At 35.8% G+C, this 16,075-nt stretch carries 14 protein-coding genes; 10 read left to right on the top strand and 4 right to left on the bottom strand.

Annotated features, from left to right (window positions below):
• Positions 1 to 18: 18 nt before the first annotated feature.
• The 4 genes from ACP7AV_RS04575 to purT all read left to right on the top strand — a co-directional run bounded on the left by ACP7AV_RS04575 (position 19) and on the right by purT (position 4,975).
• Positions 19 to 1,206 carry a pyridoxal phosphate-dependent aminotransferase gene (locus ACP7AV_RS04575; protein WP_426090941.1) on the top strand — a complete coding sequence of 396 codons (1,188 nt, stop codon included), beginning with the start codon at positions 19 to 21 and terminating at the stop codon, positions 1,204 to 1,206.
• Between the two features lie 417 nt (positions 1,207 to 1,623).
• Complete coding sequence (locus tag ACP7AV_RS04570; protein WP_426090940.1) at positions 1,624 to 3,147, top strand: hypothetical protein; 1,524 nt, start codon at positions 1,624 to 1,626, stop codon at positions 3,145 to 3,147.
• A 249-nt stretch (positions 3,148 to 3,396) separates the two neighbouring features.
• Positions 3,397 to 3,753 carry a bleomycin resistance protein gene (locus ACP7AV_RS04565; RefSeq protein ID WP_426090938.1) on the top strand — a complete coding sequence of 119 codons (357 nt, stop codon included), beginning with the start codon at positions 3,397 to 3,399 and terminating at the stop codon, positions 3,751 to 3,753.
• Positions 3,754 to 3,784: 31 nt separating this feature from the next.
• On the top strand, positions 3,785 to 4,975 hold the full coding sequence (gene purT, locus ACP7AV_RS04560) for a formate-dependent phosphoribosylglycinamide formyltransferase (protein ID WP_426091108.1): 1,191 nt from the start codon (positions 3,785 to 3,787) through the stop codon (positions 4,973 to 4,975).
• Between the two features lie 94 nt (positions 4,976 to 5,069).
• Here the strand turns inward: purT and ACP7AV_RS04555 are convergent, their stop codons facing one another.
• Positions 5,070 to 5,933 carry an AraC family transcriptional regulator gene (locus ACP7AV_RS04555; protein WP_426090937.1) on the bottom strand — a complete coding sequence of 288 codons (864 nt, stop codon included), beginning with the start codon at positions 5,931 to 5,933 and terminating at the stop codon, positions 5,070 to 5,072.
• A gap of 92 nt (positions 5,934 to 6,025) precedes the next feature.
• Between ACP7AV_RS04555 and ACP7AV_RS04550 the strand changes: the two genes are divergently transcribed.
• Together ACP7AV_RS04550 and ACP7AV_RS04545 are read left to right on the top strand one after the other, a co-directional pair.
• Complete coding sequence (locus ACP7AV_RS04550; RefSeq protein WP_426090936.1) at positions 6,026 to 6,388, top strand: DUF983 domain-containing protein; 363 nt, start codon at positions 6,026 to 6,028, stop codon at positions 6,386 to 6,388.
• Between the two features lie 40 nt (positions 6,389 to 6,428).
• Positions 6,429 to 6,752, top strand: coding sequence for a DUF6370 family protein (locus tag ACP7AV_RS04545; RefSeq protein ID WP_426090935.1), 324 nt, complete (start codon positions 6,429 to 6,431; stop codon positions 6,750 to 6,752).
• A 40-nt stretch (positions 6,753 to 6,792) separates the two neighbouring features.
• On the opposite strand, the gene ACP7AV_RS04540 is transcribed toward ACP7AV_RS04545, so the two are convergent.
• Positions 6,793 to 8,436, bottom strand: coding sequence for a hypothetical protein (locus ACP7AV_RS04540; RefSeq protein ID WP_426090933.1), 1,644 nt, complete (start codon positions 8,434 to 8,436; stop codon positions 6,793 to 6,795).
• Between the two features lie 184 nt (positions 8,437 to 8,620).
• Here ACP7AV_RS04540 and fabD point away from each other — a divergent pair, with 184 nt between their 5' ends.
• Entirely contained in the window at positions 8,621 to 9,496 is an 876-nt protein-coding gene (fabD, locus tag ACP7AV_RS04535) for an ACP S-malonyltransferase (protein ID WP_426090932.1), read from the top strand.
• 103 nt (positions 9,497 to 9,599) lie between these two features.
• On the opposite strand, the gene galE is transcribed toward fabD, so the two are convergent.
• Together galE and ACP7AV_RS04525 are read right to left on the bottom strand one after the other, a co-directional pair.
• The gene (gene galE / locus ACP7AV_RS04530; RefSeq protein WP_091202726.1) at positions 9,600 to 10,613 is read right to left on the bottom strand and encodes a UDP-glucose 4-epimerase GalE; all 1,014 of its coding nucleotides are present in this window, start codon (positions 10,611 to 10,613) and stop codon (positions 9,600 to 9,602) included.
• 81 nt (positions 10,614 to 10,694) lie between these two features.
• On the bottom strand, positions 10,695 to 11,825 hold the full coding sequence (locus ACP7AV_RS04525; protein ID WP_426090930.1) for a DegT/DnrJ/EryC1/StrS family aminotransferase: 1,131 nt from the start codon (positions 11,823 to 11,825) through the stop codon (positions 10,695 to 10,697).
• 230 nt (positions 11,826 to 12,055) lie between these two features.
• Here ACP7AV_RS04525 and ACP7AV_RS04520 point away from each other — a divergent pair, with 230 nt between their 5' ends.
• The 3 genes from ACP7AV_RS04520 to ACP7AV_RS04510 are packed head-to-tail and all read left to right on the top strand — an operon-like array spanning position 12,056 to position 15,928.
• Positions 12,056 to 13,291, top strand: a complete 1,236-nt coding sequence (locus tag ACP7AV_RS04520) for a 3-deoxy-D-manno-octulosonic acid transferase (RefSeq protein ID WP_426091107.1) — start codon at positions 12,056 to 12,058, stop codon at positions 13,289 to 13,291.
• On the top strand, positions 13,284 to 13,730 hold the full coding sequence (locus ACP7AV_RS04515; RefSeq protein ID WP_426090929.1) for a GNAT family N-acetyltransferase: 447 nt from the start codon (positions 13,284 to 13,286) through the stop codon (positions 13,728 to 13,730). The genes ACP7AV_RS04520 and ACP7AV_RS04515 overlap by 8 nt, the downstream gene beginning before the upstream one ends.
• Before the next feature lie 23 nt (positions 13,731 to 13,753).
• The gene (locus ACP7AV_RS04510) at positions 13,754 to 15,928 is read left to right on the top strand and encodes a S46 family peptidase (RefSeq protein WP_426090928.1); all 2,175 of its coding nucleotides are present in this window, start codon (positions 13,754 to 13,756) and stop codon (positions 15,926 to 15,928) included.
• Positions 15,929 to 16,075 lie beyond the last annotated feature (147 nt).

Raw genomic sequence — 16,075 nt, 5'->3', positions numbered from 1 at the left:
TAACTACAACCTATTAAAATGAATCCATTATCCGATAGAATAAATAATTTATCTACCTCTCAAACATTAGCAATGGCGGCTTTAGCCAGAGAATTAAAATCACAAGGAAAAGACATCATCAGTTTGAGTTTAGGAGAACCGGACTTTAATACACCTGATTTTATAAAAGAAGCAGCTAAAAAGGCGATTGACGAAAATTACAGTACTTATTCTCCGGTAGAAGGATATTTAGAATTAAAAGAAGCCATTTGCAGAAAATTCAAAAGAGACAATGATTTAGAGTATAAACCCTCTCAAATTGTAGTATCAACAGGAGCAAAACAATCGTTATACAACATAGCTCAAGTAATGTTAAACGATGGTGACGAAGTAATTTTACCGGCTCCTTACTGGGTTTCGTATTTCGAAATTGTAAAATTATCAGGTGGGATTCCTGTAGAAGTTCCAACTTCTGTCGAAACTGATTTCAAAATCACACCAGAACAATTAGAAGCAGCGATCACACCAAAAACAAAAATGATGTGGTTCAGTTCACCTTGTAACCCAAGCGGATCGGTGTACAACAGAGAAGAATTAACGGCTCTTGCCAAAGTGTTGGAAAAACACCCACACGTATATGTTGTTGCTGACGAAATCTACGAACACATTAATTTCTCTGGAACTTTTTGCAGCATCGCATCTATCCCAGGAATGTTAGAAAGAACTATTACCGTAAATGGAGTTGCCAAGGCTTTCGCTATGACAGGTTGGAGAATTGGATATATTGGCGCACCAGAATTCATCGCTAAAGCGTGTACAAAAATTCAAGGTCAAGTAACAAGTGGTGCCAATAGTATTGCACAACGTGCTACCATTACCGCAGTAGATGCTGATCCAAGTGTTCTAAAACACATGGTAGACGCTTTCCATAGCCGTAGAGATTTAGTCGTTGGATTGCTAAAAGATATTCCAGGAGTAAAAATTAACGTCCCAGAAGGTGCTTTTTATGTATTCCCAGACGTTTCTTCTTTCTTCAGAAAAACATTAAGAGGAACGTTTATCAAGGATGCCAATGATTTTTCTATGTATCTTTTGGGCGAAGCTAATGTAGCAACCGTAACCGGTGACGCATTTGGTAACCCAGACTGTATCCGTTTTTCTTACGCAACCAGCGAAGAATTGCTAATTGAAGCCTTACGCCGAATTAAAGAAGCGGTGGCGCTATAGTCAAAAGTCTTAAAGTCGAAAGTTGGAACGTCAAAAATCCAACTTCCAGTATATAAACAAAGCCTCAAGATTTTCTTGGGGCTTTTTAGTATTTGGGCGTGACCACAAGGGTCGGGCTTTTCGCTACAATCTTTATATTTTTAAAGAAAAAATATAAAGGATTTCCGCTGCACTCCCTCACGCAAACCGTGCTAAAATCCTATTAATCCTAATCCTGTACGAATAGCTCATAATTTTCTAAAATCTTTAAAATCAATTATTAAATAATAAAAATTTATAAATTTGTAATATTAATTTTATACTTTTAGGGAAATAAATCAAACGCCATTATGTTATACAAAGTCACTCGATTGTAGGGAAATTGGAACAACTTTACGAGTGGTATATGCATGTAGGTAACTTTTAAAAATGACATCAATGTTAAATGACAAAAAAGTAACGAATTTAAAAAATCTAATTAAAGATTCATTCAGAGTTAGACCTAATCAAGACCCTATTTATATTGATGTTGCTGACCACCTAGATCGATTAAAAGCTAAACAACACCAAATTATTTTTGGACGAAGAGGCTCTGGGAAATCATGTTTGTTGGTGCATTTTAAAAACAGCGTAAATAATGAAAAGAATTCCTTAAATATTTATATCGAAACGGATGAAATAAAAAGATTAGGATATCCAGATGTTTTAATTAGGTTACTTCTATCAATAATGGAAAACACTCCTTCAGCAAAACAATGGTGGAGAAAGTTAATATTTAAGAAAACAAGCATTCAAAAGAACATCGAATTACTAAGAAAATTATTAGACCAGGCAGAACATAGAAAAGTAAAACAAGAAGAAACCCAATTGACCAGTTATAGTGGAAAAGGTAATTCAAAAGGTCTAGAGGCTAATTATGGAAGAACTAATTCAAAAGGAATATTAAGTGAGTTTGAAGAAAACAAACTTGATACATTGGAACGATATATAAGCGACTTCAAAAAATCTCTCATTGATGAAATAAAGAGAATTAAATTAGACGCCGCTTATATACTTCTTGATGATTTTTATTTACTAAAAAAAGAAAGACAACCAGATGTATTAGATTATTTACATCGCTTAGTTAGAGGTACTGACTTCTACTTAAAAGTTGGTACAGTACGTCATCGTACAAATTTGGTTAGAAATGATGGGCAAACCATCGGTGTTGTTCTTGAACAAGATATCGAACAAATCAATTTAGATAGAACCTTGGAAGATTTAACATCTCCAACTGAGTTTTTAGCTAATTTATTAAACTCTTTGGGACAAAAAGTTGGGATATTAGATGCTACTACAGAGCTATTCAATCAACAGGCATTTGAAAAATTAGTAATTGCTTCTGGTGGTGTCCCAAGGGACTTCTTGACAATTTTCATAAATGCAATTGATATAGCCGTTTCATCTGGTCAATTAAGACATCTAACACCCACAAATGTATGGAAAGCAGCTAGTAGCTTTTCATACAGAAATAAATTACAAAATCTGAGGACAGATGTAAGCTCCGATGCTCAAGCAATAGAAAGAGTATTTAGAAACCTACTATTGTTCTGCATATCAGACAAGAAAAGAACTAGTTTTCTTATTTCTCAAGAAGAAGCTCAACAAGAACAAGAAGCTCACGAATTTATTCTCCAATTAATGGATGGAAAATTAATTCACGTAATTGAACCTGATACATCTGCCGCCTCTGGTAGACCGGGAAGATATGAAGCTTACACATTAGATTTTTCTTTATTTATGGAGCCTAGAAAAAGAGGGATCGATATTATTGAGTTTTGGAATTTTGATGAAGGAGGAAGAAGGATTGGGGTCAGAGAATCTCCGATTTACCCCCTGAAAAATGCAAAAGAGGCGATTAAGAATGTAAACGATAACGCTGACACTGAATCATTAATTAATACAATAGAAAGTGAAGAATAAAAAGTATGCCTATATCAATGAGAAAAGTGGTATATTGGAGGTCGATGCTTTTAAAAAAATTTGTGCTGAATGAAAAGAAAAGTGTTTGTAATTCGATCCCATTCATGCAAAGCGTGTCATATTACTTGAAATATTTATGAAAAAAGACAATTAGAGAAAATAAATATTTAAAATTGAGATAAACTTGCTACAATCTCTTAACATTATTCCAAAAACAATTTCTTACATTCACACGCAACCCAAACCATCATGCTCACCGCCATCAACCCAAAGTTACCCATGCGCAACAAAGCGATTACACGGGATTTCTATATCACCCAATTAGGATTTCAGGAATGGGGCAACGCCGACTTTGACGGGTATTTGATGGTGCAAAAAGACAATATTGAAATTCATTTTTTTGAGTTTGCTACCCTTGATTCTGTTGAAAATTACTCAGGAGTTTACATTCGGGTGCAGGATATTGAAACCGTATATAAAAACTTCTTGAACAATGGCGTTGCCATTCATCCCAATGGCCCTTTGGAAATCAAACCGTGGGGCCAAAAAGAATTTTCGATATTGGATCCGGATCACAATCTGCTGACTTTCGGGCAAAGTTTATAGCAAATCTGCAGTGATAAAAAAGCAATTTAGTATTTTTACATTCCAATTAAGACTTCAAAAAATGAAAATACTACTTCTCGGCTCAGGCGAACTAGGAAAAGAATTTACAATCGCTGCACAACGCATCGGGCAAATCGTAATTGCGGTGGACAGTTACGAAAATGCTCCAGCCATGCAAGTTGCCCATGATTTTGAAGTCATCAACATGCTTGACGGAGAAGCGTTAGACAAAATCGTTGCCAAACATAAACCTAATTTTATTGTTCCAGAAATAGAAGCCATCAGAACCGAGCGTTTTTATGAATACGAAAAGCACGGAATTACCGTAGTTCCTTCTGCGAAAGCGGCGAACTTCACGATGAATAGGAAAGCGATTCGGGATTTAGCATCTAAAGAATTAGGATTAAAAACCGCAAATTATCGCTACGCCACCACTGCTGAGGAATTACAAAAAGGCGTTGAAGCCGTTGGAATGCCGTGCGTGGTAAAACCATTAATGTCTTCGTCCGGAAAAGGACAATCCACCATAAAAACCGAAGCCGATATCGAAAAAGCATGGAAGTATGCCGTTGAAGGTTCCCGTGGAGATGTCGTAGAAGTGATTGTAGAAGCGTTTGTCAAATTCAATTCGGAAATCACTTTATTAACCGTAGTTCAGAACAATAATCCGACACTTTTTTGTGCGCCAATAGGCCATAGACAAGAACGAGGCGATTATCAGGAAAGCTGGCAACCCGCCAGAATTTCCGATAAGGATTTATACGAAGCGCAAGACATGGCCGAAAAAGTAACCGAAGCTTTGGGCGGTGCAGGACTTTTTGGAGTCGAATTTTTCTTGACTGATGACGGCGTTTATTTCTCGGAACTATCGCCGCGTCCGCATGATACCGGAATGGTAACTTTGGCCGGAACACAAAACTTCAATGAATTTGAATTGCATTTACGCGCTATTTTAAGTTTGCCTATTTTTGAAATTACATTAGAAAAAGCGGGAGCCAGTGCAGTCATTTTAGCTTCGGAAAACTCCACAAATCCAACGTACTCTGGCATCGAAAAAATTGCGGCTTTACCTAAAACTGATTTCAGAATCTTTGGCAAACCAACTTCAAGACCGTACCGCAGAATGGCAGTGGCTTTAGTAAGTGATACCGTAGAAACTCCAATTGAAGAAGTGGTAGAAAAAGCAAAAAATGCAGCCTCGTTGATTACTGTGCATTCGTAATTACATTTAATAAAGTTCCAAAATTATAACGAAAACAAGATGAAAAAACCCGCTAAATGAGTGTCATCAGCGTTCCCTTTTATCATCTTGTGAGTTATCGCCTAACCATTCGAAAGTTTGTCGGAGTCATTCCAGTATGTTTTTTAAACAATCGTGTGAAATACGAATAATCATCAAATCCTAATTCGCTTGCGATTTCATTGATGGTAAACTTTTTATCCATCAACATGCGTTTGGCTTCGAGAATGATTCTATCCGTAATTACTTCAGTTGTGGTTTTTTGCAGGATTTCATTGCAAATCCGGTTCAAGTGTTTTAAAGTAATATTAAGTTGTGAAGCATAGAAAGAAGCTGCTTTTTCTATTTTAAAATTTTGCTCTAAAAGCACTTCAAAATTTTTAATTTTTACATTGTACGAATGCGCTTCATGGAAATAGGTTTCACTATATTTTCGGGCAATTTCAATGTGTATGACATCCAAGAGATTCATGATTTTATCTTGCTTCAGCAGCTGAATTGTCTGAGTTTCTAAAATTAAACTCTCAAAATAAGGGAGAATCGCCTTCGATTCAGATGTGTCAAAAAACATTTCAGGCTTATTATCCATTGAAGAATAAAACGGATATTCGCCGATAGTTTTTTGTCCAAAATAAAGGTTATACATTTCCTGCGAATAGAAAATCACAAAACCTTCAACATCATCGGATAAGTCCCAATGGTGCATTTGTCCGGGTTGCAAAAAAAACATACTGCCCGGCTGAATCGTAAAAATATCAAAATCAATTTCATGTGTTCCTGATCCTTTGGTAAAAAAGACCAGAACATAGGAATTATGCCGGTGCGGTTCCTCCAAAAAATTATGGTCGATTAGGTGATTTTTAAAGGTATTGATATATAAATCACTGTTGACTGAATTACAGTTAAAGCGCTGAATGTTATAAATAGGATATTTTCTCATCTTTCGCTAAATGTCTTTATTGTGCTATAAGTAGCGAATATAGAAAACATCCATGACAGGAATAAGAAATACCTTTGAAAAAAATAATGACGATGTCAAATAGTATTGTACACATCCTGAATAATGATTGCCCTCATTGCCTTAAAGGCAAAGTTTTCAATGAAAAAAGTATATTTTTTAATTTTGGATTTCCAAAAATGAACAAATATTGTTCTCATTGTAATTATAAATTCGAAAAGGAACCAGGCTACTTTTTTGGAGCTATGTATGTAAATTATGGTTTAACAGTAGCCCAAGGAATTGCTACATATGTTATTGCCCAATTTTTCTTTACCGAAACTTTCGATTTAAGAATTATTCCAATTATTGCTGTTGTGATTATCGCAATGGCTTCTATCAATCTTCGCCTTTCCAGATTATTGTGGATTTACATGTTTAAAAATTATTCGATGTAAAAAAACCAGTATCTTAGCTAAAGTAAAAATTTAATCATTTATGAAAAAGATACTATACTTAGCTATTTTATTCTCTGCAACACTTGTAAGTGCTCAGGATAAAGATAAAAAAGAAGAGCCAAAACCCCAAATCGTTGAAGCTTCTTGCGGGCAATGCCAGTTTGGGATGGAAGGACACGGTTGTGAATTAGCCGTTCGCATTGATGGAAAATCCTATTTTGTTGACGGAAGTTCTATTGATTCCCATGGCGATGCGCATGCCAGTGATGGTTTTTGTGCTGCTATTAGAAAAGCGGAAGTTGTGGGTAAAGTGGTTGACAATAAATTCAAAGTCACCTCTTTTAAATTACTGCCAAAAAAATAAAAAAAAGGGCTTAGAGAAAATTCTTTAAGCCATTTTTTAGTTATTTCAATTTCATAGTCACCTTCAGATTGATATTCTCAAAACTCGAAATATCAATAACTTCTTCCAAATCTACATCAAAAGAAATATTTACACTATCGCCTACAATTGTTACCGGCAATTGATTGGATATTTGTGAAGAACCCACAAATATATTAGGATAATCTTTGACTTTAAAATAATAAAAACTATTCCCGTTTTTTACATCATTCTGGATTCGGGTTACAATTGATTTCAGCGATTTTTTATTGGACAAACTATTCGGGTTTATTTTATTATCCGCCATATTATAGACGTTTTTAAACGAGGTCAAGGTTTCTCGCATCGTATTGCCTACGCCAACAATTGTATAATCTGAAATGGCAACCATCGCAAACATTTTCACCAATCCACCGTTATCCTTAAGCGTCATCACATACGTGGGAATGTTATTGATATTATAAGGAATAGGCAAAGATGCTTTATACCCTTTTTCCTGAACTTTCCCCTGTGCCGAACTTTGAGCCGCATATTCCGTCGCGCCACTTTGTTTATAAAAAGTAGTTTCCTTCGTTCTGGTGTCCACCAAAACAAAACCTACTGCAGATTCTTCTTTCCCAACCGAAGTCAATCCTGTGTACCAATAAGATTTATTGTCTTTTCCATATACCAATGTCATTCCCTCTGTAATTTGCAGTTTATCCTGATTAGAAAAATTCCAATAGCCGTGAACATATTCACCCCAATCATTCAACTGATTTTCTATAAAATCCAAAGGCTGAATTCGATCCACCCATTTTGGCGTTTTAGCAATTGAATATTCGTTTATTGCTCCAGATTGTGCATCAACCACTACAACACCTATTGCGTCTTTTCCTGAAAAACCAATTTTTTTCACATATTTAGTGACAATCCAAAACGGATTTCCAACATCGTCAATCTCAAAAGTAAAATCAGCCAGGCCAACTGTAGCATTTCCATTAAAATAAACGTGTCTGTGAATATCACTTTGAAAGTAAGCGCCTTGCTGGTATTTAATCTTAATGTTCTTCCCTCCTACACTCTGAACTAATTTCACATCACGTTCATTTGTTGCAGAAACCATAACATATCCCGCAGTTCCCTCTTGGTTGTTAAACCATTTCAAAAAACCCGAATGCAATAATGGAGCAACCCAGTACAGGTTATTATTTACTTTTTGTATACAAAAATCACCTAATTCTACTTGGCTTCCCAAAGCTGGTTGGGAACCTAAAATTTTCTCTCCCAAAAGATGGGCTAGTTCCTCATCGACCACACGGATTTTATCAATAGAAATTGGAGCAATGTGGTTGGTTATTTTTTGGCCGTTTTTAACCTCGCCTATTAATTTTTGATACGAATCGCTTCTAAACATTTTTAAGCTGGTCACAAAAGGTAGCGCAATACAATAAACTAAAAGCACTCCTACCAAAACAAACAAAATCTTGCTGGGCTTGGAAACAATCTTGACTTGCTTTGTTTGCTGAGAAATAGTAAAACCTGCAGAAAATAAGATCCCTATTACCAACAACAGCAATAAAATAAAAGCAAAACCAGTAAATCCATAATTGATCACGGGAAGATTGTTGTAAAACAAGAAAAAACCAAAAAAGAGCAGGAAAATAACTGAGAATATTTTTCGCATAATATTTAAATCTTTGATATGTTTGATATTAGTCTTTAATATTTCTAAATGTTACACTAATAAAAGTGTCAATTTTAAAGAAAACAACAACCCTATTTACAATACCGCAAAAAATAGTATTTTTGCATTCCGATTGAAATTTATTTTTCAGTCTTTATTTTTTTTTAATCTTTAAAATAAACACATGAAAGCATACGTATTTCCAGGTCAAGGCGCGCAATTCACAGGAATGGGTAAAGACTTATATGAAAATTCCGCTCTCGCAAAAGAATTATTCGAAAAAGCCAATGCAATTTTAGGTTTTCGCATCACAGACATCATGTTTGAAGGAACAGCCGAGGAATTAAAAGAAACTAAAGTGACACAACCGGCCGTTTTCCTGCATTCGGTGATTTTAGCAAAAACGTTAGGGGAGGATTTCAAACCAGAAATGGTAGCGGGACATTCATTAGGTGAATTCTCAGCTTTAGTAGCAAATGGTGCTTTATCTTTTGAAGACGGATTAAAACTGGTTTCACAACGCGCTTTGGCAATGCAAAAAGCCTGCGAAATAAAACCCTCAACAATGGCCGCCGTTTTAGGATTGGCTGACAATATCGTTGAAGAAGTTTGTGCTTCCATTGACGGAATTGTAGTAGCTGCAAATTATAACTGCCCGGGACAATTAGTAATTTCAGGAGAAACATCAGCAGTAGAAAAAGCGTGTGAAGCGATGAAAGCCGCTGGTGCAAAACGTGCATTATTGTTGCCTGTTGGCGGTGCTTTTCACTCTCCAATGATGGAACCGGCTCGCGAAGAACTGGCCGCTGCTATAGAAGCAACGACGTTCTCAACTCCTATTTGTCCAGTGTACCAAAATGTAACAGCAAGTGCCGTTTCTGACCCAAGCGAAATCAAGAAAAATTTAATTATTCAATTGACTGCTCCCGTAAAATGGACACAATCCGTACAACAAATGATAAAAGACGGAGCAACTTTGTTTACCGAAGTAGGTCCTGGAAAAGTATTAGCCGGATTAATTGGAAAAATAGATAAAGAAGCGGTTACCGCGAATGCTTAATTAATAGTCCTGAGTATCTAGAAAATAAAAATCCCAAATTATCATCACGATAATTTGGGATTCTATTTTTATATTGAATAATAAAAACGGAACACGGATTATTCTATGAACGAATCTTCTGTTCCCATTTCCAAGCACTTGCCATCGCTTCTTCTAGCGTAGATTGTGCTTTCCATCCCAAAATATCGTTCGCTTTATCGGTATTGGCGTAAGCCGAAGTTATATCACCTTCTCTGCGACCTACAATTTTGTAGGGCAATTTTTTACCGCTCACTTTTTCGAAAGTATGAATGACTTCTAAAACCGAGCTACCCGTCCCGGTTCCCAGATTAAACGTTTCTACCTTGGCCGTGTTTTTTTTATTTAATAAACGTTGCAAAGCGATTACATGGGCTTTCGCCAAATCGACTACGTGAATATAATCACGAACTGCAGTTCCATCCGGAGTTGGATAATCATCTCCATAAACCGAAAGTTCTTTTCGCAATCCAAAACCGGTTTGCGTAATAAACGGCACTAAATTTTGAGGAACTCCAATAGGTAATTCCCCAATTTCAGTTGAAGGATGCGCCCCAATTGGATTAAAATAACGCAACAAAATGGCATTAATATTAGTCACCTTGGTCGTATCAGTAATGATTTCCTCTCCTATTTGCTTTGTGTTTCCATAAGGTGACATCGCGGTTTGAATTGAAGCATTTTCAGTAATTGGCATACTTTCGGCCTGACCATAAACCGTGCAAGATGAACTGAAAATGAAATTTGCTTCCGGTTTTTGCTGCAGTTCCTGCAAAACATAAACTAATGCATTTATATTATTTTCATAATACAACAATGGATTTTCAACACTTTCGCCCACTGCTTTTGAAGCTGCAAAATGAATGACACCTAAAATGTCATGATGCCTTTTGAAAAAATCCTGCACTTTTTCTTTCTCGCGCAAATCTAATTTTTCGAAAGCCGGAATTTTTCCCGTGATATTCTGAATTCCGTCCAAAACACTTAAGGAAGTATTTGATAAATTATCGACAACTATAACTTCATATCCTTCGTTTTGCAATTCTACTACAGTATGCGATCCTATGAAACCCAAACCACCTGTGACTAATATTTTCATGATTTCTTATTTTGTACAAATACGATTTAGTAAGTCCTAAATTTTATAAAAAAGACGCGATAAATCGCGTCTCTCCTAAAATTATCCTAAATATTCTAGAACCGAATCTGTGATAAACTTAATTTGCTCGTCTTCTAATTCGGTGTGCATCGGCAACGAAAGCACTTCCGATACTAATTGATTGGTTATCGGAAAATTTTCTTCTTTGTAACGGGAATCCGCGTATGCTTTTTGCGAATGCAAAGGAATTGGGTAATAAATAGCACAAGGAATTCCTTTATCCAATAAATGTTGCATCAAGCCATTTCTATCCGCATCAATGATTCGCAATGTATATTGATGAAAAACGTGACAGTCACAAATGGAACAAATACTTGGTGCAACTATATTTTTATGACCTTCAAAAGCAATTGAATATTTTCTGGCTGCATCTTGTCTGGCTTTACTATACTCGTCTAATAAAGGCAATTTTGCATTCAAAACTGCTGCCTGAATACTGTCTAAACGCGAATTTACGCCTACTACATCATGGTGGTATCTCTCATACATTCCGTGATTTACAATTCCACGAAGTTTGTGTGCCAAAGCATCATCATTGGTAAAAATCGCTCCACCGTCTCCATAACATCCAAGATTTTTAGAAGGAAAAAATGAAGTCGCTCCAACGTGTCCAATCGTTCCCGCTTTCTTTTTAGTGCCATCCGAAAATTTACAGTTGGCACCAATCGCTTGCGCATTATCTTCTATAACATATAAGTTGTATTCTTTGGCAATTGCCATTATAGCTTCCATATTGGCGGCACGACCAAACAAATGTACCGGCACAATCGCTTTTGTTTTTGGCGTAATCGCTTTTTTAATTCCTTCAATGGAAATATTCATATTAAACATATCCACATCAACTAAAACGGGTGTCAATTGTAGTAAAGCAATAACTTCCACTGTTGCAGCAAAAGTAAAATCAGCAGTTATTACCTCATCCCCGGGTTTTAAATCCAGTCCCATCATGGCAATTTGCAACGCATCGGTTCCGTTGGCGCACGGAATTACATGTTTTACGTCCAAATATTCTTCTAAGGATTTTTGAAATTGATGAACTTGAGGTCCGTTAATATAAGTGTTAGTGTCTAAAACTTCCTGAATAGAAACGTTAACGCTGTCTTTTATTTTTTCATATTGACTTTTCAAGTCAACCATTTGGATTTTTTTCATTGCAATTTTTGTTTAATGTTCGAAAGATTACCGTTTCTAAAAACCGTAAATACTTTCTCAAAACGAAGAACAAAAATAGTTATTTATGAGTTGAAACCAATGCAACCCACAGTAAAAAAAGATAATATTCCAATGAAATAAAATAGGGAGATCCTGACAACTTAAATTTAAATATTGCTGCGGAAGAAATTCATATAAAGAAAACGTATTTTAGCCTCAAAATTTTGATGATGCTTTTTCTCTATAATTTAATGGTTCTATTTGCTGGATTTTTATTAGAAATCATAGCGTTTTTCAGTCCAAAAATGAAACTTTTTGTGGAAGGCAGGAAAATAGTTTTTCTTGTTTTGGAACAAAAAATAAAACCTATTGACAAAACAATCTGGTTTCATGCCGCTTCCTTAGGCGAATACGAGCAAGGCTTACCCGTCATTGAAAAGGTAAAAGAGCAGTTCCCTGCGCACAAAATCGTGCTGACTTTTTTCTCTCCTTCGGGTTATGAAGTCCGTAAAAACAATACCGTTGCTGATGTTACGGTGCATTTGCCACTAGATACTAAGAAAAATGCAAAACAATTTTTGAAACTTGTAAATCCTGATTTAGTGTTTTTCATCAAATATGAATACTGGCCTAACTATTTAGCAGAACTCAAAAAATTAAACATCAAAACCTATTTGGTTTCTGGAATTCTTAGAAAGAACCAACTGTTTTTCAAATGGTATGGCGGTTTTTACCGAGAGGCGCTGGATGCGTTCACATACTTTTTTGTTCAAAATGAAACTTCAAAAAAATTACTGCAGCAGTTAGGCAAAACAAACGTTGCTGTTTCTGGTGACACACGATTTGATCGCGTGTCCACAATTTTAGAAAAAGACAATTCGTTGGATTTTATCTCTGATTTTAAAGACAACACACTCACTATTGTCGTGGGAAGTTCGTGGCCAAAAGATGAAAATTTAATAGTGAATTTTATCAATTCGAATACTTTCAATGTCAAATTTATTATTGCGCCACATAATATAAAGGACGAACAAATTCAACAATTAAAAAACAGCATCACCAAAAAAACTGTTTTATTCTCTGGAAAAGAAGGACAGAATCTCGCTGATTTCGATGTTTTTATAATTGACACGATTGGTATTTTGACCAAAATCTACAGTTATGCGGATATTGCTTATGTGGGTGGTGGTTTTGGAAATCCCGGAGTTCACAATGTATTAGAGCCGGCAACTTTTGGAGTTCCAATAATTATTGGACCCCACTATTCCCATTTTGCTGAAGCAATCGCGCTGGTCAATATGGATGCCTGCGTTGCGGTTGCCAATCAAAAAGAATTGGATGAAGCCCTTGAAAACCTGATACGCAATGCTGACATCCGAAATGAAAAAGGACACATGTGCAGTACTTTTGTACAAATGAATAAAGGCGCCACTGCCATCATTTTAAAAAACATTCTGCATGATTGAATTTAAACCTCTGGCTGCTCCTGATATCGAAACCATCGTCTTAATGATGCAGGAATTCTATACCATTGATGATTATCCCATTTCCGTCGAAGTTTCCAAAGCTTTGTTTCAAGAATTTATTTCCAATGAAAATCTGGGAAAAGCTTGGCTGATTGTATCCGACAACGAAATTGTGGGATATCTAATTCTAACCTTTATTTTTAGTTTTGAATACCAAGGAAGAATAGGTTTTTTAGATGAATTGTATATAATCGAAAAAGCGAGAGGAAAAGGAATTGGCAGCGAAGCTATTGCGTTTATTAAAACCGAAAGTCACAAACTATCTTTAAAACTGATTTATCTGGAAGTGGAACCGCATAATGAAAATGCACAAAAATTGTATCTTGTCAATGGTTTTGACTCACACAAAAGGCAATTGATGCAGTACAAAATCAACTAAAATTACACTCTAAATTTGCTACCATGAAATTTTTAAAATTATTCCTATTACTATTTGTCATTCAGCTACAAGCCCAGCAAGGCGGCATGTGGATTCCTTCGCTGCTGAAAGGAATGAATGAAACCGAAATGAAAAATCTGGGCATGAAAATGTCCGTAAAAGACATTTATGATGTAAATCAGTCGAGCATGAAAGATGCGGTTCCACATTTTAACGGGGGCTGTACCTCAGAAGTTATTTCCCCAAAAGGACTGATCCTGACCAATCATCATTGCGGATTTTCACAAATTCAATCGCATTCCACTGTAGACCATGATTATCTGACCGATGGTTTTTGGGCTTACAAAATGGAAGATGAACTGGCGAACGAGGGTTTAACAGTTACTTTTATGGTAAAAATTGAAGATGTAACCACTTTGGTTTTGGCAGGAACTGCTTCCATGAGCAACGAAGCCGAAAAACAAAAGAAAATTCAAGAAAATATTACAGCATTATCCAGCTCTTTGCCAAAGGAAAGTTGGCAGGAAAACAAAATTCGTACCTTTTATGAAGGCAATCAATACATGCTATTTGTGACTGAAACCTTTACTGATGTGCGTTTAGTTGGTGCGCCGCCGTCCTCTATCGGGAAATTTGGTTCTGATACTGATAACTGGGTTTGGCCGCGTCATACCGGAGATTTTTCTTTGTTTAGAATTTATGCTGACAAAAACAATCACCCAGCTGCCTATTCAAAAGACAATGTGCCTTACACTCCCAAACATTTCTTCCCTATTTCACTGGATGGCGTAGCCGAAGATGATTTTACATTGGTTTTTGGATATCCGGGAAAAACAAGCGAATATTTACCTTCGGTTGCGATTGAACAAATTGTAAACGAACTGAATCCTGCAAAAATCGAAATCAGGGACAAAGCCTTGAAAGTTGCCGATGGTTTTATGCGAAAAGACAATGCCATTAAAATTCAGTACGCTTCAAAATACGCGAGTATTGCCAATTATTGGAAAAAATGGATTGGCGAAACTCAAGGATTAAAAAAATCAAATGCTGTTGCCGTAAAAAGAGAAACTGAAAAGGCTTTTCAGCAAAAAATAGCAAAAGCGGGCAAAGAAAAAGAATATGGAACGCTGTTGGCGGATTTTGACAAATACTACGCAGAAATCGCTCCTTACGCAGTATCAAGAGAATATTTCACGGAAGTGGTATTGCGTAATACCGAATTGCTCAGTACAGGTTACAAGTTGTATCAATTGGAACAAGTTTTTAAAGCAAAAGGAGAACAATCCTTCACAGACCGAAAAAACAATTTAATAACCGCATTGGCTGATTTTTATAAAAATTTCAATGCAACTGTAGATGAAAAAGTTTTTGAGCAATTGATTGAATTGTATGCGACAAAATCTCCAAAACAATTTTTACCGCAAAGTTTGGCAAAAGTGAATGCTAAAAATTTGGCTTCGGAAATATATACAAAATCCAAACTTCAAAATTATGCTGGTCTAAAACAATTGCTGTCTGGTGATACCCGAACTGTTTTAACGAATTTAAATAATGATCCCGGTTTCCTGCTTGTAAAAGAATTAGCCGATAAATATTCAAAAGAAGTTGCACCAAAATACGATGAAATTAACTTAACTATAACGGCATTGCAACGCACGTATATGAAAGCCCAATTAGAATTGAATACTGAAAGCCGCATTTTTCCTGATGCCAACAGTACTTTACGAGTAACTTACGGAAAAGTAAAAGGATATGAACCAAAAGATGCTACCGTTTATACTCCAATAACGTATTTAGACGGCGTTATGGAAAAATACATCCCTGGGGATTATGAATTTGATGTTCCTAAAAAATTAGTGGACTTATACAACACCAAAGATTATGGACCGTATGGAGCAAATGGCAAAATGCCTGTTTGCTTTATTGGCACAAATCACACTACTGGCGGTAATTCAGGAAGCCCAGCAATTGACGCTCAAGGAAACTTAGTCGGACTTAATTTTGACAGGGTTTGGGAAGGAACGATGAGTGACCTTTACTATGATCCAAGTATTTGTAGAAATATAATGGTCGATGTACGCTATATCTTGTTCATTATGGATAAATATGCCGGGGCAACAAACTTAATCAGCGAATTAAAATTAGTACACCCTAAGAAAAGTAAATCCCTGAAAAAGAAAAACTTAAAACAAAAATAGTCAAAAAAGAGGCGTAAGAGAACGATATTATTCATTTATTGATTATTTGTTCTAACTGGCACAATAATTGAGCTTTGTATCAGCGTTGACAAAAAATATTATTTTTTAAAAAAAAAATAAAAAAATATTTTACATATTAAAAAATTT

Source organism: Flavobacterium sp. DSR3-2, from assembly GCF_049896525.1.
Lineage (GTDB): Bacteria > Bacteroidota > Bacteroidia > Flavobacteriales > Flavobacteriaceae > Flavobacterium.
Note: the sequence above shows the minus strand (reverse complement) of the source record. Positions and strands in the feature narration are given on the sequence as shown.